Source organism: Methylobacterium sp. 10 (assembly GCF_000519085.1).
Lineage (GTDB): Bacteria > Pseudomonadota > Alphaproteobacteria > Rhizobiales > Beijerinckiaceae > Methylobacterium.
Window position 1 is genome coordinate 413,665 of sequence record NZ_KI912577.1, and the last position, 18,714, is coordinate 432,378.

Below are 18,714 nucleotides of genomic sequence, written 5' to 3' on the forward strand. Positions count from 1 at the left end.
AGGAACGCCCATGGCGGACGATACGGACAAGAAGGATAATCCACCACAGGGAAAGCCGGCCAACTCGGCACCCGATGCCGTAATGGATCCGAACGAGAAGACCGACGGCAAGCCGGGACAAGGGCCGCAGGGCGGCAAGACACCCGATGACGAGACCGACCCCGGTGGCGGCTGAAGGATTGTGGCGATGAAGGGCGTGGTCGTTAATCGAGACATGCCCTTCGTCCACGAATAGAGAAGGCCATTGAGCCCACCGGCGAGGCGGGTACTGTATCCCAAAGGGAGACAGACGCCATGAATGCCCCCGATGCCGTCGTAGGAGACAAAACGACGATCTACGACCGGGACCTCGACCGAAACCCGGCCAATCACCAGCCGCTGACACCACTGAGTTACCTCGATCGAGCGGCGCGGGTGTTTCCGGATCATGTGGCGGTGATCCACGGTGAGCTGCGCCGAACCTATGGGGAGCTCTACGAGCGCAGCCGGCGTCTCGCGGCGGCTCTCAAAGCGCGCGACATCGGTCGGGGCGACACGGTGGCGGTGATGCTCGCCAACACCCCCGAGATGATCGAGTGTCATTACGGAGTGCCGATGGCCGGCGCCGTGCTCAACACCCTGAACACCCGTCTCGACGCGGCCGCCCTCGCCTTCTGCCTCGATCATGGCGAGGCCAGGGTGCTGATCACCGACCGGGAGTTCAGCCGAATCGTCGACCCCGCCCTGGAACAGGCACGGCACAAGCCCCTCGTCATCGATGTCGACGATCCGGTCTTCACCGGTGATGACGCCACGATCGGAAGCCTCGGTTACGAGGCACTATTGGCGGAGGGCGATCCGGCGTCCGACTGGGCGATGCCGGCGGACGAATGGGACGCGATCTCGCTCAACTACACCTCGGGCACCACCGGTGACCCGAAGGGAGTGGTCTATCATCACCGCGGCGCGGCGCTCCTGTCACTCGGCAACGTGATCACCGGCCAACTCGGGCAGCACCCGGTCTATCTCTGGACCCTGCCGATGTTCCATTGCAACGGGTGGTGCTTCCCATGGACCCTGTCGGTGGTCGCCGGCACCCATGTCTGCTTGCGGCAGGTACGGGCCGGCGCGCTCTATGCGGCCATCGCCGAGCACGGCGTCACCCATCTCTGTGGCGCGCCGATCGTGATGCAACTTCTGCTCAACGCCTCTGAGGCCGAGCGCCGCCCCCTGCCCCACCGGGTCGCTTTCCTAACGGCAGCAGCACCTCCGCCCCAGGCAGTGCTGGCCGCCATGGGCAGCGCCGGCTTCGACGTCACGCATCTCTACGGCCTCACCGAGACCTACGGACCGGCCGTCGTGAATGCCTGGCACCGGGACTGGGACGCGCTGGATGCGGACGCGCGCGCGGAAAAAATGGCGCGACAGGGCGTGCGCTACCCCGTGCTGGAGGGCTTCGACATTCGCGATCCCGAGACCTGCGAATCGGTGCCTGCCGACGGCGAGACACTGGGTGAGGCGATGTTCCGTGGCAACGTGGTGATGCGCGGCTACTTGAAGAACCCTGCCGCCACGCAAGACGCTTTCAAGGGTGGCTGGTTCCGCTCCGGCGATTTCGGGGTCAAGCACCCGGACGGCTACATCCAGTTGAAGGACCGCTCCAAGGACATCATCATCTCAGGCGGCGAAAACATCTCCTCCATCGAGGTCGAGGACGCCCTGTTCCGCCATCCCGCCGTCTCGGCCGCAGCCGTGGTGGCCCGGCCGGACGAGAAATGGGGCGAAACGCCGATGGCTTTCGCGGAGCTGAAGCCCGGCGCCACGGTGGAAGCCGACGCCCTCATCGCCTGGTGCCGCGAGCGTCTGGCCGGCTACAAGCTCCCCCGTCACGTCGTCTTCGGCGAGCTGCCCAAGACCTCGACGGGCAAGGTGCAGAAATACCTGCTGCGAAAGCGGGCGAAGACCGAGTGAGGGCGCCAACTCCACTCAAAAAGAAAAGGCCGGGCAATGAGCCCGGCCTTCGTATGGTTCAAATCGTTGAACGCCCTTCAGGCGACGCCGCCCGACCGCTCGAAGCGCTTACGCTCGTTGGGGTCGAGATAGGTCTTGCGCAGGCGGATCGACTTCGGCGTGACCTCCATCAGCTCGTCGTCCTGGATCCAGGCGAGCGAACGCTCCAGGGTCATGCGGATCGGCGGCGTGAGGCGCACGGCCTCGTCCTTCGAAGTGGTGCGGATGTTGGTGAGCTTCTTGCCCTTGAGCACGTTCACCTCGAGATCGTTCTCGCGGTTGTGCTCGCCGATGATCATGCCCTGATAGACCTTGGCACCGGGCTCGATCATCATCGGGCCGCGATCTTCCAGGTTCCACATGGCGTAAGCCACCGCCTCGCCCTTGTCGTTCGAGATCAGAACGCCGTTGCGACGGCCGGGCATCTCGCCCTTGTAGAGCTCGTAGGCCTTGAACAGGCGGTTCATGATCGCCGTACCGCGCGTGTCGGTCATGAGCTCGCCCTGGTAGCCGATGAGGCCACGGGTCGGCGCGTGGAAGACGAGGCGCAGACGGCTACCGCCGGAGGGCCGCATCTCAATCATCTCGGCCTTGCGCTCGGACATCTTCTGCACGACGACGCCCGAGTACTCCTCGTCCACGTCGACCACGACCTCCTCGACCGGCTCGAGGACGTTGTCATTCTCATCCTTGGAGAGAACTACGCGAGGACGCGACACGGCGATCTCGAAGCCTTCGCGGCGCATCGTCTCGATCAGGATGGCCAGTTGCAACTCGCCGCGGCCAGAGACGAAGAACGAATCCTTGTCGGCCGCTTCTTCGATCTTGAGCGTGACGTTGCCCTCGGCCTCCTTGAACAGGCGGTCGCGGATCATGCGGCTCGTCACCTTGTCGCCTTCGGTGCCAGCCAGGGGCGAATCATTGACGATGAAGGACATGGTGACAGTGGGCGGATCGATCGGCTGGGCCTGGATCGGGGTCTCGACCTGCGGGTCACAGAAGGTGTCCGCCACGGTGCCCTTCACGAGGCCGGCGATGGAGACGATGTCGCCCGCCTCACCGATGTCGATGGGCGCGCGCTCCAGGCCGCGGAAGGCCAGGATCTTCGAGACGCGACCGGTCTCCACGAGCTTGCCCGTGCGGTCCATGACCTTGATGGCCTGGTTCGGCTTCACGGTGCCGGATGCGATGCGGCCGGTGATGATGCGGCCGAGGAAGGGGTTGGCTTCGAGCAGGGTGCCGAGCATCCGGAACGGACCCTCTTCGACCTTGGCCTGGGGCACGTGCGAGAGCACGAGGTCGAAGAGCGGCGCGAGACCGTCTTCCTGGGATCCGTCGGGCGACGTCGCCATCCAGCCGGCGCGGCCCGAACCGTAGAGAATCGGGAAATCAAGCTGGTCGTCGGTAGCGTCGAGAGCGGCGAAGAGGTCGAACACCTCATTCACCACTTCGGTGATGCGGGCGTCCGGACGGTCGACCTTGTTGATCGCCACGATGGGCTTCAGGCCAATCTTGAGGGCCTTGCCGACCACGAACTTGGTCTGGGGCATCGGGCCCTCGGCGGCATCGACGAGGACGATCACGCCGTCCACCATCGAGAGGATACGCTCCACCTCGCCGCCGAAATCGGCGTGGCCGGGGGTGTCAACGACGTTGACGCGCGTATCCTTCCAGACGACCGAGGTCGCCTTGGCCAGGATGGTGATGCCGCGCTCCTTCTCGAGGTCGTTCGAATCCATCGCGCGCTCTTCGACGCGCTGGTTGTCTCGAAACGACCCTGACTGGGACAGGAGCTTGTCGACAAGTGTCGTCTTGCCGTGGTCGACGTGGGCGATGATGGCGATATTGCGAAGCTTCATAAGGTATCCGGCAGCGAGAAGAGCCCGTCACGCGACGGGCCGCGGGGATGCGGCCGGCAGCGCCGGGTCACGGGATCGAGCTATCGCGTCGCAATATAAGGTGTCGGGCGTTCCGGCAAGGGGTATGGGCTGCGTGTCTGCTACTCATCTCACGCGGCCCCGCGTGCCGCAGCTTCAAGCCCGGCGCTTCATGCGCGGAAACAGCGAAGACCGGTGACGCTGTCATGCGGTCCGCATGCAGTCTGCCGCGCAGGAAAAGAACAACCCTGAGACGAGCATCCGCCTCCGGCTCGGCCTGAGCAATGGCGCCAATGCGACCGTGAACGCCACCAAGCCGATGGACCACGTCCGGCATCCGTCCGAGCCCAGGGCATTCACGATGCAAGGCGACGCGCCGGCAGTTACTCGCCTGTCCCGCACGCGCTCGCGTCGATGCTCGATGCGTAGGCGCTCATGATCGCGGCCAGCAGACCTGGAAAGCGAGACTCTACCTCGGCGCAACGCGAGCGGTTCCGCATCTCCACGCCGTGACGTTCGCAGTGGATCAATCCGGCCTCGCGCAGCACCTTGAAATGGCTCGAGAGCGAGGATTTCGGGATGATTTGGTCTCCCATCGCGGACAAGGCCGAGCAAGCCTCGACGCAGCCCGCGCTCCTGATCCGCGCGAAGATCACCGCGCGGCGAGGATCGGACAGGGCGTGGAGGATCGCTTGCGGCTGGATGTCCTCAATCGCCGGGTGAAACAGGGGCCTCATAATTCGTCCATATGGGGGCTTGATCTTCGCTTGTTTAGTTCCGAAGTTCAGAACTATGGAACCAAGGCAGCCGTTCTGGGGCCAGTTCTTGACGAAGGATAACACACATGTCGAAGCTTGACGGAAAGGTCGCCGTGGTGACCGGCGGATCGAAGGGCATCGGTGCGGCGATCGCCAAAGCCCTGGCGAAGGACGGCGCGGCCGTAGTGGTCAATTATGCATCGAGCAAGGCCGGTGCCGACGCCGTCGTCGAGACCATCACATCGGCCGGAGGCAAGGCCATTGCAGTCCAGGCGGACGTCTCCAAGGCCGCCCAGGCACAGGAATTGATCGAGGCAGCAGTAAAGCGGTTCGGCCGTCTGGACGTGCTAGTCAACAATTCCGGCGTCTATGAATTCGCGTCGATCGAGGAAATCACCGAAGAGCATTATCGCCGTCTCTTCGACGTCAACGTGCTCGGCGTCCTGCTGGCGACCCAGGCGGCGGCCAAGCATCTCGGAGAAGGCGGCAGCGTCGTCAATATCTCCTCGGCGATCACCCATGTGCATACGCCGAGCGCAGGGGTCTATGCCGGCACCAAGGGGGCCTTGAACGCGATCTCGGACGTCCTCGCCAACGAGCTTGCCCCACGTAAGATCCGTGTCAACGTGGTCAGCCCCGGCTTCGTAGTGACCGAGGGCACCCACACAGCCGGCATCGTCGGCTCCGATATGGAAGCCGGGTTCATCGCGCAGACACCGCTCGGCCGGGCCGGCCAGCCGGACGATATCGCCGAGGTCGTCTCCTTCCTCGCTTCGGACGATGCCCGTTGGTTGACAGGCGAGAACATCACCGCCAGCGGCGGCATTCGCTGACGCGAGGCACCGCTACGCGTGCGTACTCCGGCGGCAGGAGCACGCACGGGAACACAGGCCGCGACGCCCGCGCCTATCGGCCGAGCGCCTCGGTCCCGCACCATTCGGCCACGAACAGCGCGATCGCGGTGGTGATCCGCTTGACCGAAGCGAGGCTGACACGTTCGTCGAAACCGTGGATGTTCTCGCTGATCGGCCCGTAGCAGAGGGCTGGAACTCGATCGTAGAGGGCATGGATGCGGGTATCGAGATAGCTCGGCGACATGAAGCTCCGAAGGTCGGTCCCCATGGCCCGCTTGTGTGCGGTAGCGAGCACCGCCTCGGCCTCCGAGCCCTCGTCCAACTCGTAGCCTTCCGAGAAGAAACCATTGAAGGCCACCAGCGGCGGCGTCTTTGCCAGGAACGGATCGGTCCGGGCGAAGTCCGCTACCGCCCTCTCGATCTCGCGTGCCGCATCCGCCGCGGCGACGCCCGGATAGATTGCGATCCGGCACGCGATCCGGCACCAAGCGGGCACCGATGACGCCCAATCGCCCCCCTCGATCCGGCCGACATTGAGGTTGATCGGATGCGCTTCGCCCTCGAAATGGCGGCGCCCCGCCTTGCGGTCGTTCCACGATTCCTCGAGTTCGCGGAGGGCCCCGATCACCCGATAGGCCGCATCGATGGCGTTGGCCCCCGCCCCCATCTTACGGACATGGACAGGTGTGCCCCGCACCTCGACGGTGAACCACAGCACGCCGGTATTGGCGCGGACGAGCTTCTCATCCTCGGGCTCGGGGATCAGTACGGCATCGGCCCGGTAGCCGTGCAAATGTGTCATGAGAGCGCCGTTGCCGGTGGATTCCTCCTCGACCACAGACTGGACCGTCACCGTGGCAGCCGGCTGAAGGCCGATCCGAGCCAACGCATCGAGGGCGAAGAGGTTGGCAGCGTGGCCGGCCTTCATGTCGGCGGCACCCCGTCCATACATCCAGTCTCCCTGGATCACAGGATCGAAGGGCGGATGTCTCCACAGGTCGAGGGGGCCGGGGGGCACGACGTCCACATGCGCCTGCAGGATCAGCGAGCGGCCGGTCTCATGGCGGGGACGGTGGATGCCGACGACGATGGGCGCGTCGGAATGGTCAGGCGCGATCCGTCCCCCGCCGGGATGCGCAGCAATCGCCGCATGATCCATGTGGACCCGCTCCATGGCGTAGCCACGGTCCTTCAGACAACGGAAGACTTGGTCCTGAATCGCATGCTCGGCGCCCCGCACCGAGCCGAATCGAACAAGCGCCTGGGTATGTGCCACCTGATCGGCGAAGCCCCGTTCCACGGAGGCGGTGATGCGGTCCGCGAGAGCAGCGTCGAGCACCATCGGTCGTCCTCGTGAAAACCCGTCCAACACCTTCATAAAGCCCCATCCTGCCAGGCGGGAGCCCGGTACCAGCTCAGACGAAGAATGCGATGGCTATGGCGAGGGGAAGCGCCGCGATGGCCGCCGGGCGGATCCAGGCCGGACGATAGGACATTAGCGCCACGACGAAGAGCGCGGCCCCGGTGAGCGAGCCGAGCCATTGCACCGGACCGAAGTTCCAGTCAGCCGTGGTGACGGCGGCCGCGAAGGCCAAGGCGATGAAAAGCCAACCGGCAACGCGGAACGCCCTGTCCCGGCGCGGGGAGGGGCGCCCGTGGAACAGGGTCCGGCCATGCCGGTCCATGCTCAGACAGAGGCAGGCGAGGCCGGAGAAGCTCAGGAGTGAGGTGAGGGACACGGCAACGGGCGTCATGCTCGGGCGAGATCTCCGGTGGTGCGGGTAGCCTCCCTCCGCTGGCCCTCGTGGCGCCCGAGCCTCCGCGCGCCGAAGAGGAAGACCAGCGCGAGCGCCACCATGGCGGCGTCGAAGCCCAGGAAGTCGGTGCGCCACCCCATCCGCACCCAGTCGACCGGGGGGACGGCGAGGAAGAGGAGCGCGGCGACATAGCTCATCTCGCTCCATGCCCGGCGATGCGGGCGGGCGAGGGGGATCAGGGCGGCGAGGAGCCAGCTTCCGAAGAACACGCCTCCTTCCCAGGACTCCCTGGCGGCCCACTCCACCGGAACAAGGCGGTTGGCGAGGAAGAGTGCCGCCATTCCGATTGGCAGGCCGAGGATCGTACCGATATTGAGCGCATGAACGAGGCGCCAGCCGGGGGCGAGACGGACAACGCCCTTCGGCGCCCGCGCCACGGTCCACAGGACGAGGCCAGTGGCGATGGCGGCGCAGCCCATCAGGCCGGATAGGAAGAACAGGATGCGCAGGGCCGGCCCGGCGAAATGCGCCTCGTGCAGGCCGACGAAGCTCGTATAGGCATGCGCCGCCGGTTTCAGCGGCCCGGTCCGTTCGACCACCTCTCCAGTCACCGCGTGGAAGGCGATCTGCGGGTGGCGATGGGCGAGCCCATGGGGCTCCTCGAACACCGCCACCACGGTGGCATTGGCATCACCGGGATTGTTGATCGAGACCATCTCAAGCGGCTCGCTCACCTCGGCCTGGGCGCGGCGGATGATAGGACCGAGCGGCGCCGGCTCGGCCGGCTTGCCCTCGGCGGCTCGCCAGGTCGGCATCTGGCCGGACTCGACATAGAAGCGCAGTTCGTCGCCCTTGTAGGCGCTCACCATTCCCCACGGCATGTACATGAGCGCGAGCGAGACGATGCCCGTATAGGTGATCATCAGGTGGAACGGCAGCGCCAGAACACCGGTAACGTTGTGCGCGTCGAGCCAGCCGCGCTGGGCGGATTTCGAACGGCGGAAGGTGAAGAAATCGGCGAAGATCCGGCGATGGGTGACGATGCCGCTGATGAGGGCGACGAGCAGAACCATCGCGCAGATGCCGACGATCCAGCGGCCGAGGGCCGGGAGCATCTGCAATTCGAAATGGAAGCGGTAGAAGAAGTCGCCGCCCTGCGTCGCCCGGGCCTCTGTCGGCGCCCCGGTGTCGGGATTGAGGAGGGCCTTGCCGAACTCGCCGTCCGGCGTGACCATCCAATACGCGCCGATATACGGCTTGTCGGGCTGCGGCATGCCGACGAACCAAGCCATGGCCTTCGGCGCGTGGACCTTGAGATGGGCGACGCCGAGTTCGGCCGCGCGGACCACGTCGTATTCCGCCTGCGCCCGGAGCTCGGGCCGCATCCAGAGAGAGATGTCGGACTTGTAATAGGTGGCGGTGCCGGTGACGAAGACGGCGAACATCACCCAGCCGGTGATGAGCCCCGCCCAGGTGTGCAGCCACGCCATCGATTGGCGAAACCCATGCTTCATGCGGGTTGCACCACGCTGCCGAGGGCGAGCCAGAGACCGGCGCCCATGCACAAAGCCGGAAGCGCCAGTCCGATCGCGGCGCGGGCTAGGGTCCGGGCGGAGAAGACCCAGATCACCGCTGCCGCCATGATCGCGAAGCTCGCCAGGGTGGCGGCGGCAACCGCCTCCGAACGGTCGAGGGGCAAGGTCAGGGAGAGGAAGGCCGTGGCGATCGCTGCTAGAGCATAGCCACCGAAGATCGCGAGGAGGGTCCGGCCCGCCACCATCAGGCGGTAGCGTCCCTGCGATGGCCATGCATTCGGCTTGGTCGTATCCGTCATTGGCAGGCAGCACCGGATTGCGAGGAGCGAACGGCAGGCGGGCTCGGCAACGGAACGCCAGCTAAACGAATGGCCTCCACGCCGCGACGACCGGCAGCTTCATCGAGATGCCGATCACCCATCGCTATACAGAGCCTCGTCTTGCCCGGGCAATCGCTATGTTGTGGAACGATTCCAAGCACAGCGAACCACGGGAGTCAGACGAACCGCGGGCCCGACGAGCATCGGAGCGGTCGCCGCGCAACGCTTGCGGGCACGAGCGCGAGGCCTGTAGAACCCTCGGCGACTGGCGAGGAACCGGGCGCGATGGACGATACGCTCGAGGTGTCGGAGGAGGCTCGCACGCGTTGCGGTCTCGCCTGCACGATCGCCGATCATGCCAGCGTCGCATCCTGGCAGAACGGGATCCCGCTCATCCGGGACATCACCCTGACCCATGGCGGCGATGCCGACCTTTGCGATGTGACGCTCAGCATCTCGGCGATACCGCCGCTGTTTCGCCCCCTTACCCTGCCGATCCAGCGAATCGCGGCGGGGGGCCTCCAGCGCATCGATGCGCCGGACCTCCGGATCGACGGAGCGATCCTCGCCGGATTGCGGGAGAGCCGGCTGTGTACCGTCACGCTGTCGTTGACGGCTCCAACCGAGGGGACCGATCTGGCGGGCGAGATCGCCCGGGAGGAGTTCGACCTGCGGCTCCTGCCCCCCTCCCATTGGGGAGGCGCGGATGCGGCGCCCGAACTGCTCGCGGCCTTCGTGAGACCGAACGACCCGGCGGTGGACGGCATCCTGCGTTCCGCCGCCGCAATCCTGGAACGGGCAAGGCGGAGCACCGCCTTCGACGGCTATCGCAGCGGCAGGCGAGCCAGGGCCTGGGAGATGGCGGAGGCGATCCACGCGGCGATGGCGGCCCTGCGGATCACCTACATCCTGCCGACCGCGAGCTTCGAACGGTCGGGACAAAAGGTCCGCGAGCCCGGCGCGATCGTGGAGCGGCGACTCGCCACCTGCCTCGACCTCACCCTGCTCTGGGCCGCCTGCTGCGAGCAGGCCGGGCTCAATCCGCTCCTGATCCTTACCCGCGGTCACGCGCTCCTCGGGCTGTGGCTCATGGACGAGATCCTGCCGGAAAGGGTCGGCGACGACGCCCAGGCCCTGCGAAAGCGCCGTGACCTGCAGGAGCTGATCCTGATCGAGACCACGGTTCTCGCAGCCGATCCGCCAGGGTCTTTCACGGACGCGGTGGCGGCCGGCGCGCGCCTGATCGAGCCGGATGCCGAGGTGCCCCTGGAGATGGTCCTCGATCTGCGGCGCGCCCGGCTGTCCGGCATCTCGCCTCTCGATACGGACGAGCCCAGCGCACAGGCGGTGACTCCGGAGATCGCCGCTCCGCTCGCCCAGGCGCTCGGCGCGCCGCCATCCTTCGTCGAGGATCTTCCCGCTGCCCGCATCGACCCGTCCCGGCGGGAGCCCCGCGACCGGCTCGAAGCCTGGAAGCTGCGGCTCCTCGACCTGACCCTTCGGAACAAGCTCCTCAACTTCAAACCGGGCAAGGGATCACTCACCCTCGATTGCACAGAGCCGGGCGCGTTCGAGGACGCCCTCGCGGCGGGCCGCGCCTTCCGGCTCGTCGCCCGGCCCGCTCCCGAGGCGCCGAACGGCGCCGCGGACCACGAACGCGGTGAGATCGCCGCCGATGTCGGGGCGGAGGAACTGGAGGCCCGCCTAACCGACCTGTTCCGGCTCGCGCGGGGCAGTTTCGAGGAGGGCGGCGCCAACGTCCTGTTCCTCGCCTTCGGCTTCCTTACCTGGACCCGTGGCAACGGCATGCCGCCCGCCCGGGCACCGCTGCTGCTGGTGCCGGCGGCCCTGACCCGCGCCAGCGTGCGCGCCGGCTTCCGCCTCGTCCGCCACGACGAGGAGGCGCGCCTCAACCCGACGCTGCTGGAGATGCTACGCCGGGATTTCGACCTCGACATACCGGTTTTCGCGGATGGCCTGCCGGGCGACGAAGGCGGCATCGACGTCGAGGGCATCTGGCGGATCGTGCGCACCCATATCCGCGACCTCAAGGGGTTCGAGGTCACGACCGAGGTAGTGCTCTCGGCCTTCTCCTTCACCAAGTTCCTGATGTGGAAGGATCTGAGCGAGCGCGCGGATCTGCTGAAGCGCAGCCCGGTGGTGCGCCACCTCCTCGACACGCCGAAACAGGCTTACGGCGACGGGACGGGCTTTCCCGTGCCGGAACGCCTCGACGCGGAGCATCCGCCCTCCGGCATCTTCACGCCGCTGCTGGCCGATTCCTCCCAGGTCTCGGCGATCCTCGCGGCGGCGGCGGGCAAGGATTTCGTGCTGTTCGGGCCGCCCGGCACCGGCAAGAGCCAGACCATCGCCAACATGATCGCGCAATGCCTGGCCCTGGGGCGCACGGTGCTGTTCGTCTCGCAGAAGAGCGCCGCCCTGGACGTGGTTCGCCGACGCCTCGACGCGGTGGGGCTGGGCGCCTGCTGCCTCGAAGTCCATGCGGCCAAGGCTCAGAAAACGCATGTCATCGCGCAATTGCGCGATGCCTGGACCGCGAGGGGCGGCGAGCCCGTCCCCTGGAACGAGGCGGCCGCCGACCTCCAGCGCCGCCGGGAGGGCCTGAACGGCGTGGTGGAGAGCCTGCACGGCACACGAGCGAACGGCCTCAGCGCTCACTCGGCCATGGGCCGGGTCATCGCCGACCGGCAGGCCGGCCGGGACGGGCTCAGCCTTGTCTGGCCGAAGGACGCGACCTCCGCGCCCGGCCACCGGGAGAGCCTGCGCGCCCAGTGCAAGGAGCTTGCAGCCCTTCGCCCCATCGTTGGCGATATCGCTAACCATCCCCTCCGGGGCATCGGCGCGATCGCATGGTCGCCCCTGTGGCGGGCCGAGATGGAACAGGCTGTTCCCGAACTCATCCGAACCCTTCCGGATTTCGTCAGATCCGGCCATCGTTTCGCCGAGGCGATGGGACTCGAGCCCCTCGGCCGCACCTATGACGGCCTGCGCGCGCTGTCCTCCCTCGCCACCGCCCTGTTCCGGCCGGAGGCGCGCATGGGCTTGCGCTTCCTCGGCCCCGGAGGTGCGGCTTTGCGCCAAGCCGTTGACGCCCGCCGCACCCGGCAGGACGAGCTTGCCCGGCGGAACGCCCGGCTCTTCGTCCCCTACGCCCCCTCGGTGTTCGGCAGCGACCTCGACCGCCTGCTGGCCGAGTGGCGCGAGGCGAAAGCCTCGAACTTCTTCCTCCGGGGGCGGCGCCTCAGCCGGATTCGCGGCCTGCTCGCCCCCTTCGCGCAAGGCAACGCGCCGGAGGATATGGGGCCGGACCTTGTCACCCTCGCCGAGATCAAGGCCCTGCAGACGGCACAGGCCCCTCTGGCGGAGGTTCTCGCGAGCGCCGCCGCGGAGCTCGGGCATCCCTGGTCGGATCCGGCGGCCTCCGCCGAGCTGTTCACCGCCCCGATGGCCTGGGCGACGCGGCTGGCGCCGGTCATCACCGCGATGGCTCCCCTCGTTGGAGGCCCGGACTTTGTCAGGGCGAAGCTCGCCGGCTTCCTCGACACCGAGGATGGCCGTCTCGAGGCCGGCGGCAGTCTCGCCCTGGCGAAGGACGAGTTCGGGACCCGGAAGAGCGCCGCCGTGAAGGCGATCGAGACGCTCGGGCGTCTGGTCGGCAGGGCCAAGCCCGACCGCCCGGTGGAGACGGACGGTGATTGGGTGGCCGGTACCCTCGCCGTGGCGGAACGCTGGCGCAAAGCGCTGCCCAAGGCACAGGCCTGGACGAGCTGGCAGATGGCGGCGGGCGAAGCGACGAAGGTGGGACTCGGCCCGCTCGTCGCCGCGATCGAGGCGGGGACGCTGCGGGACGACGCCATCCTGACGGCCTTCGAGGGCGCGTATGCGCGCTGGTGGATCGACCATGCCGTCACCGACGACGTCCGCCTGCGCGATTTCATGGGCCAGCGGCACGAGGACGCGATCTGGGGCTTCGGCGAGGCCGATTCCCGCCTTTCCGGCCTCGCAGGCGCGGCGGTGCGTGCCCGTATCGGTGGTGGTGTGCCGCTCGCCGGCGCCTTCGGCACCGACCCCGAATGGGGCACGCTGGCCCGCGAAATCACCAAGCGCGCGAGGCACATGCCCCTGCGCCAGCTCTTCGCGCGGATGCCGAACGCGCTGACCCGGCTGACGCCCTGCCTGATGATGAGCCCGCTTTCCATCGCCCAGTACTGGCCGGCCGAGGCGAAGCCCTTCGACATCGTCATCTTCGACGAAGCCTCGCAGATCGCCCCCTGGGACGCCATCGGCGCCATCGCGCGGGGCCGGCGGGTGGTCATCGTCGGCGACCCTGAGCAATTGCCGCCCACCACTGTGGGGGATCGCGGCGTCGACGAGATCGCTGACGGTCTCGACGTCGCCGACCAGGAAAGCATCCTCGACGAGTGCCTGGCCGCGAACCTGCCGCAAAGGCGGCTCGCCTGGCACTACAGGAGCCGGCACGAGAGCCTCATCGCCTTCTCGAACCGGCACTATTATCGCGGCGGCCTCGTCACCTTCCCCTCTCCCGTCACCGAAGACCGGGCGGTGCGGCTGCATTACGTGGCCGATGGCCTCTACGAGCGCGGCGGCGCGCGGGTGAACCGGCCGGAAGCGCGCGTCCTGGTGGCGGAGGTGGTCGCCCGCCTCACGGCACCGGCCTTCGCGGCGGAGGAGCGTTCGCTCGGCATCGTCACCTTCAACGGCGAGCAGCAGCGGCTGATCGAGAACCTGCTCGATGCCGAGCGGCGGGGAAGGCCGGAACTGGAGCGGTTCTTCGACGGGCGGACCTGGAAGGAGCCGGTCTTCGTGAAGAATCTCGAGACCGTTCAGGGCGACGAGCGCGACGTGATCCTGTTCTCGGTGGCGGCGGGCCCCGACGCGGCGGGCCGGATCACCGGACAAATCAGCTCGCTCAACCGCGAGGGTGGCCACCGCCGCCTCAACGTGGCGATCACCCGCGCCCGGCGCGAACTGGTGGTCTTCTCGTCGATGCGGGCCGATCAGGTGGATCTCGGACGCGGCAGCGCGCGCGGCGTGCGCGACTTCAAGCACTTCCTTGATTTCGCCGAACACGGCGCCCGCGCCCTCGAAACGGCGGCCGCGCCGACGGGGGGAGACATCGAATCGCTCTTCGAGGGCGCGGTGATGGCGGCTTTGGCCGCGCGGGGCTGGAGAATCGTACCGCAGGTGGGCGTTTCCGCCTTTCGGATCGACCTCGGCATCGTCCATCCCGACGCTCCGGGTCGCTACCTCGCGGGGGTTGAATGCGATGGGGCGACCTACCATCGGGCGGCGACGGCGCGGGACAGGGACCGCCTGCGCGAATGGGTGCTCACCGACCTTGGCTGGCGCATCCACCGGGTCTGGAGCACGGATTGGTGGAACGATGCCGAGGGCGCCCTCGACCGGCTCGACAGGGCTTTGCGGGCCGATCTCGACGCCGACAGGGCGCAACCGGAGCCGGTCGTGACCGAGCCGGCCGCCCCTGACGTCCCTCCGGCGAAGCCCCCCGGCCTCTATGAACCGGCCCACCTGTCGGGCTTCTCTCCCGATGCCGGGCGGTTCCACGATGCGGGTTACGAGGCCACGCTCGCCGCGATGGCGGCCGAGGTCGTCGCGCGGGAAGGCCCTGTTTTCGCTGATATTCTCGCCGAGCGCCTCCTGCGCGCCCACGGCTTTTCGCGGATCACGGCCCGCCTGCGTCAGCGCGCGCTGGGGGCCGTCGATCCCCACTGCCCCCACACCAGCGAGGGCGACCGCATCGTGCTCTGGCCGGAAGCCGCCCCTGCCGGGCCGGTGAGGTTCAGGCCGGCGGGAAGGGAGAATCGGGGGCCCGGCGACATCCCGCTGCAGGAGCTCGCAGGCCTCGCCCGCGACCTCGATCCGGCACCCGGCATCGAGGCGCGGATGGCCGCGCAACTGGGCCTTGGGCGGATGAGCGAGGCGGTACGCACCCGGTTCGCCGAGGCCGCCTCGCTCGCGCGGGAGAGCGAAGCGTCGGCCCCGAAACCCGTCGGATGAGACGGGCGGATCGACCGCCACGCGACGCCCCTTTCGACCGCCATGCGCCGGGGTTTATGGCGGTACGCGACATGAAAAAGCCCCGCCTGGTAAGGCGGGGCCGATGGCGGTGACTTTGAAGCCGTGCGACGTGGATTAGGCTGCGAGCTTGAGGGCTTCGGGAGCGTTGTCGTTCACGAGGACGAGCTCGCCCGCCGTGACGGTGGAGGTGCCGGTCGTGGGGGTCAGGCGATCGGCCACGAAAGCCACCAGGGAGACGTTGGCGGCAGCGGCGACGGCGACGGCGGTGAGAATGAGAGCGGTCATGTCGGTGTTCCTCGGGGCGATGCGTTTGCGTTGCAGCATGTATGACAGCCTCCCCGTCGCACTGGTATACCAAACGCCAAATACCACTCATGCAGTCCGTGCATGAGATGCACGATATCCTGCGAAGCCCTGCATTTAACGCACTATGGTGCATGTCGAGTAGTAAGCGCGATCCACCCCTATCCTGCCCGGAGGTCCCAGCCCGATGCCCCGCCCCATCTCAGCCGTCGTCGCCCTTTTGCTGGCGGCATGGTCCTTCGACGCAAGAGCAGAGGATGCGAACCGGGTGCGTGCGATGAACGCGGTGAGCGACTTGGCGCGGGCGCACCGCGAGCAGACGGAGACGCTCCGGCGTATGGAGACCGTCCAGCGCGACCGGGCCCGAGCGGATGACAGGACCCGGCGCAACGCCGAGCGGGACAGCCGTTCGATGCGACGCTTCGACCGCTGAGCCGGCATCGACGGGAGGCCTGCGCCCTCCGGTCGTCGAGATCTGGCCGATGGTGCCCGACCTGAGCGTCCGAGATGGGTGGGAACGGACACTGCGGAGTTGGTCATGATCGCCCCTATGACCGACTTGATCGAGCACTTCCGCACGGCGGCTTGTGGGTTGGCCGTGGCACACGTGTGGCGCGGGCATGGCTCGGCGCTCTTCGTCGAGCTTGGCGCCCTGACATCAACGACGCGCCGCGACGGCTCCCCCGGTCAGCCAGAGGGCGAGATCGGCCTGATGATCGAGTGGAGTTGGCGGATCGAGGCTGGAAGGTCCATCGCCTGCGGCAGTTGGAGCGACGAGGACCTGTGGTCCCCGACCTTTGCGCGTCTCCTCGGCCGCACGGTCCAGGACCTCTCGATGTTCGGCCGTCTACCGGAGGTGGTTCTGTCGCTGGCAGGCGATCTGCGGCTGGCATCGTTCATGACGGCGGGAGGCGACCCGGCGTGGACGCTGTTCCACCGGCGTGGTCCTCGCCCCATCGCCGTAGGCTGTCGGTCGGGAGTGGTCGGCGTCGAGCCGTAAGGACCGTAAAGAGTGGGAACCGGACTTTGGCCCCTCGGCGAGAAGCGGACGTTCCGCCTCCGACCCGATTTGGTCATTTTGTCTGTTCCACCGGTCGGTCTTAACCTGACGTAGGGTCAGTTCGGTCCTCTCGCTGCCAAGCTCGCCCGGTCGATCACCTGCACCTGGCCTCGGCGGATCTCGACAAGCCCGATGTCCGCCCATTCACCAAGAAGGCGGCTGATGACTTCACGCACGCTGCCGACGTCCGATGCGAGTTGCTGGTGCGTCTTCCAGACGATGCCATCAGCGTCGGCCTCGATCAGCAGCCGCCTGGCGAGGCGCTGCTCCAGGGGCGCGAAGGCGATCTCCTCGACCAAGTCGAACATGCCGGACAGGAGCCTCGTGTAGTCATCGAGGACGAAGTCCCGGAACGTGTCGCTCTCCCGCATCAACTGGCGAAAGGTATCTGCCGGCAGCGCCGCTAGTTCGGTCCTGGCTTCCGCGATGCTTTGCGCCGGAAAGCCTCCGCCTGACAGCAGGCACTGAGTGGTGAGCACACAGGTACCGCCAGCGCCGACCTTGTAAATCAGCATCTCCCGTCCGCCTTCAGACATCCGGAACACGCGGGTTCGGCCATCTATGCACATGAGGTAGTTCGCGCAGGCGTCCTGAAGCTCGTAGGCAATCGCGCCGGCCTCAAGCACGGGGAAGTGCACCGTGCCGCGGGCGATCTGGAGGTGGCTGGCACTGAAGCTCCGGACCAGCGGAAAGCGCTCGATCCAGCGCTCGACCTGATGGGCGCTCTGCATGGTCGTCCTCCCGGAAGCCAGCGGTCGTTGGATGCCGCCATACCCCGTTTAAGCAATGGATCTTCGCATTCTGGAGCCATCGGTGACCTGGGTCACAGACGGTGGGATTAGACCCCAGTACCATCATCTCCAGAGAACAAAAATCCGCTCGAACAACGTCTCGAGGAAGCACAGGCTTTCCATGGACGAGGGCGAGATGATCCGGGAGAAACCATGCGCCGCCTCGTCCCCCTTCTGCTCGCCTCCGTCCTTCTGGCCGCCCCGGCTCACGCCGAGCAGGACCTGCTCCTGGGCGCCGATATGGGTTCAGCTGCGATGACCCAGGCCGAGATGAGCCGGGCCGACGTCGAGGCGCTGATCGCCAAGGCAGACGGCAAGCCCATCGACCTCTCCGACAAGGCGCTCGCCGGCCTCGATCTCTCCGGCCTGAACCTCAAGGGTGCCAACCTGCGCACCGCCCGCCTCAACAAGGCAAACCTGCGCGGTGCCGACCTAACCGGGGCGAACCTGGAACAGGCTTGGTTCATCAAGGCCGACCTCAGCGGCGCCAAGCTCGTCGGCGCCAAGATGTTCGGCATCACCGCCCGCGATGCCAACCTCAGCGGGGCCGACCTGAGCCTGTCGATGCCCATCGGCGACTTCAAGGGTGCCAACATGAGCGGGGCGACGCTGGTCGACCTCAAGGGCGGCGCCGATATCAAGAACCAGTCCATGGGCCTGATGCGGGCCGTGTTCGTCTCGGTGAACCTCAAGGGCGCCAATTTGAAGGGGGCGAACCTCGGTCGCTCGCGCCTGGAATACGCCGACCTCACCGACGCCGACCTCACCGACGTGATCCTGATGGGCTCCGACCTGTCGGGGGCCAACCTCACCGGCGCGACCGTCGCGGGGGCCGACTTCAAGAACGTCGACGTCACCGCCGCCCGTTTGATCGATCTCAAGGGTCAGGACAGCGCCAAGGACTGGTCGGCCCGCGTGAACGTCGACCGCGCCATCACGCAGGTCTCGAACTGAGCCCTCTTTCACCTCGACCAATCCACGAAGGAAAGACATCCATGACCACCCGTCGCATCCTGCTCGCCGCCTTCGCCGTCGCCCCCATGCTGTTCGGCACCGCCGCCGGCGCCGCCGAGATGACCTACACGCCCGCCGCGTTCGAGGCCGCCCAGAAGGCCGACAAGCCGATCCTGGTGCACATCACCGCCCCGTGGTGCACCACCTGCGCCGCCCAGAAGCCGATCCTGGCCAAGCTGGAGGCCGACCCGAAGTTCAAGGACCTTCAGGTGTTCGACGTCGACTTCGACAGCCGCAAGGACGTGGTCAAGAAGTTCGGCGCCACGATGCAGAGCACGCTGATCACCTACAAGGGCGAGAAGGAGACCGGGCGCTCGGCCGGCGAGACCAAGCCCGAGGCGATCTCCTCGCTCCTCGATAAAGCGATCTGAGGCC

The 18,714-nt window shown here is 67.2% G+C and carries 16 protein-coding genes; 8 read left to right on the top strand and 8 right to left on the bottom strand.

The features are described 5' to 3' along the window. Positions 1–10: 10 nt before the first annotated feature. Both K368_RS26960 and K368_RS0101910 read left to right on the top strand, forming a co-directional pair. Positions 11–175, top strand: coding sequence for a hypothetical protein (locus K368_RS26960; RefSeq protein WP_197030967.1), 165 nt, complete (start codon positions 11–13; stop codon positions 173–175). Between the two features lie 119 nt (positions 176–294). After that, entirely contained in the window at positions 295–1,950 is a 1,656-nt protein-coding gene (locus K368_RS0101910; RefSeq protein ID WP_036265892.1) for an acyl-CoA synthetase, read from the top strand. Positions 1,951–2,027: 77 nt separating this feature from the next. Here the strand turns inward: K368_RS0101910 and typA are convergent, their stop codons facing one another. Beyond that, complete coding sequence (typA, locus tag K368_RS0101915) at positions 2,028–3,848, bottom strand: translational GTPase TypA (RefSeq protein WP_027170907.1); 1,821 nt, start codon at positions 3,846–3,848, stop codon at positions 2,028–2,030. A gap of 401 nt (positions 3,849–4,249) precedes the next feature. Beyond that, positions 4,250–4,603 carry a helix-turn-helix domain-containing protein gene (locus K368_RS0101920; RefSeq protein WP_027170908.1) on the bottom strand — a complete coding sequence of 118 codons (354 nt, stop codon included), beginning with the start codon at positions 4,601–4,603 and terminating at the stop codon, positions 4,250–4,252. A gap of 107 nt (positions 4,604–4,710) precedes the next feature. Between K368_RS0101920 and K368_RS0101925 the strand changes: the two genes are divergently transcribed. Next, a complete protein-coding gene (locus tag K368_RS0101925) occupies positions 4,711–5,457 on the top strand; it encodes a glucose 1-dehydrogenase (RefSeq protein ID WP_027170909.1) in 747 nt (248 codons plus the stop codon). A 73-nt stretch (positions 5,458–5,530) separates the two neighbouring features. Here K368_RS0101925 and K368_RS0101930 read toward each other — a convergent pair whose 3' ends face one another. The 4 genes from K368_RS0101930 to K368_RS0101945 all read right to left on the bottom strand — a co-directional run bounded on the left by K368_RS0101930 (position 5,531) and on the right by K368_RS0101945 (position 9,069). Then, complete coding sequence (locus tag K368_RS0101930) at positions 5,531–6,820, bottom strand: ArgE/DapE family deacylase (protein ID WP_027170910.1); 1,290 nt, start codon at positions 6,818–6,820, stop codon at positions 5,531–5,533. Positions 6,821–6,893: 73 nt separating this feature from the next. Next, positions 6,894–7,232 carry a DUF3325 domain-containing protein gene (locus K368_RS0101935; RefSeq protein ID WP_027170911.1) on the bottom strand — a complete coding sequence of 113 codons (339 nt, stop codon included), beginning with the start codon at positions 7,230–7,232 and terminating at the stop codon, positions 6,894–6,896. Further along, complete coding sequence (locus tag K368_RS23685; protein WP_051439718.1) at positions 7,229–8,749, bottom strand: PepSY-associated TM helix domain-containing protein; 1,521 nt, start codon at positions 8,747–8,749, stop codon at positions 7,229–7,231. The genes K368_RS0101935 and K368_RS23685 overlap by 4 nt, the downstream gene beginning before the upstream one ends. After that, positions 8,746–9,069 (bottom strand): hypothetical protein, encoded by a 324-nt coding sequence (locus K368_RS0101945; protein WP_027170912.1) that lies wholly within the window; start codon positions 9,067–9,069, stop codon positions 8,746–8,748. Before K368_RS0101945 ends, K368_RS23685 begins: the two co-directional genes overlap by 4 nt. A 306-nt stretch (positions 9,070–9,375) precedes the next feature. Here K368_RS0101945 and K368_RS0101950 point away from each other — a divergent pair, with 306 nt between their 5' ends. Beyond that, the gene (locus K368_RS0101950) at positions 9,376–15,150 is read left to right on the top strand and encodes a DUF3320 domain-containing protein (protein ID WP_027170913.1); all 5,775 of its coding nucleotides are present in this window, start codon (positions 9,376–9,378) and stop codon (positions 15,148–15,150) included. Positions 15,151–15,285: 135 nt separating this feature from the next. Here the strand turns inward: K368_RS0101950 and K368_RS23690 are convergent, their stop codons facing one another. After that, entirely contained in the window at positions 15,286–15,456 is a 171-nt protein-coding gene (locus K368_RS23690; protein ID WP_245259472.1) for a hypothetical protein, read from the bottom strand. 205 nt (positions 15,457–15,661) lie between these two features. Here K368_RS23690 and K368_RS0101960 point away from each other — a divergent pair, with 205 nt between their 5' ends. Together K368_RS0101960 and K368_RS25465 are read left to right on the top strand one after the other, a co-directional pair. Further along, the gene (locus tag K368_RS0101960) at positions 15,662–15,907 is read left to right on the top strand and encodes a hypothetical protein (RefSeq protein WP_027170914.1); all 246 of its coding nucleotides are present in this window, start codon (positions 15,662–15,664) and stop codon (positions 15,905–15,907) included. Positions 15,908–16,024: 117 nt separating this feature from the next. Next, on the top strand, positions 16,025–16,474 hold the full coding sequence (locus K368_RS25465; RefSeq protein ID WP_155934976.1) for a hypothetical protein: 450 nt from the start codon (positions 16,025–16,027) through the stop codon (positions 16,472–16,474). 116 nt (positions 16,475–16,590) lie between these two features. Here K368_RS25465 and K368_RS0101970 read toward each other — a convergent pair whose 3' ends face one another. Then, positions 16,591–17,265: a Crp/Fnr family transcriptional regulator gene (locus K368_RS0101970; RefSeq protein WP_027170915.1), complete on the bottom strand. Its 675-nt coding sequence runs from the start codon at positions 17,263–17,265 to the stop codon at positions 16,591–16,593. Positions 17,266–17,478: 213 nt separating this feature from the next. Between K368_RS0101970 and K368_RS0101975 the strand changes: the two genes are divergently transcribed. Both K368_RS0101975 and K368_RS0101980 read left to right on the top strand, forming a co-directional pair. Next, positions 17,479–18,279 carry a pentapeptide repeat-containing protein gene (locus K368_RS0101975; protein ID WP_027170916.1) on the top strand — a complete coding sequence of 267 codons (801 nt, stop codon included), beginning with the start codon at positions 17,479–17,481 and terminating at the stop codon, positions 18,277–18,279. Positions 18,280–18,320: 41 nt separating this feature from the next. After that, complete coding sequence (locus K368_RS0101980) at positions 18,321–18,710, top strand: thioredoxin family protein (RefSeq protein WP_027170917.1); 390 nt, start codon at positions 18,321–18,323, stop codon at positions 18,708–18,710. Positions 18,711–18,714: the final 4 nt, after the last annotated feature.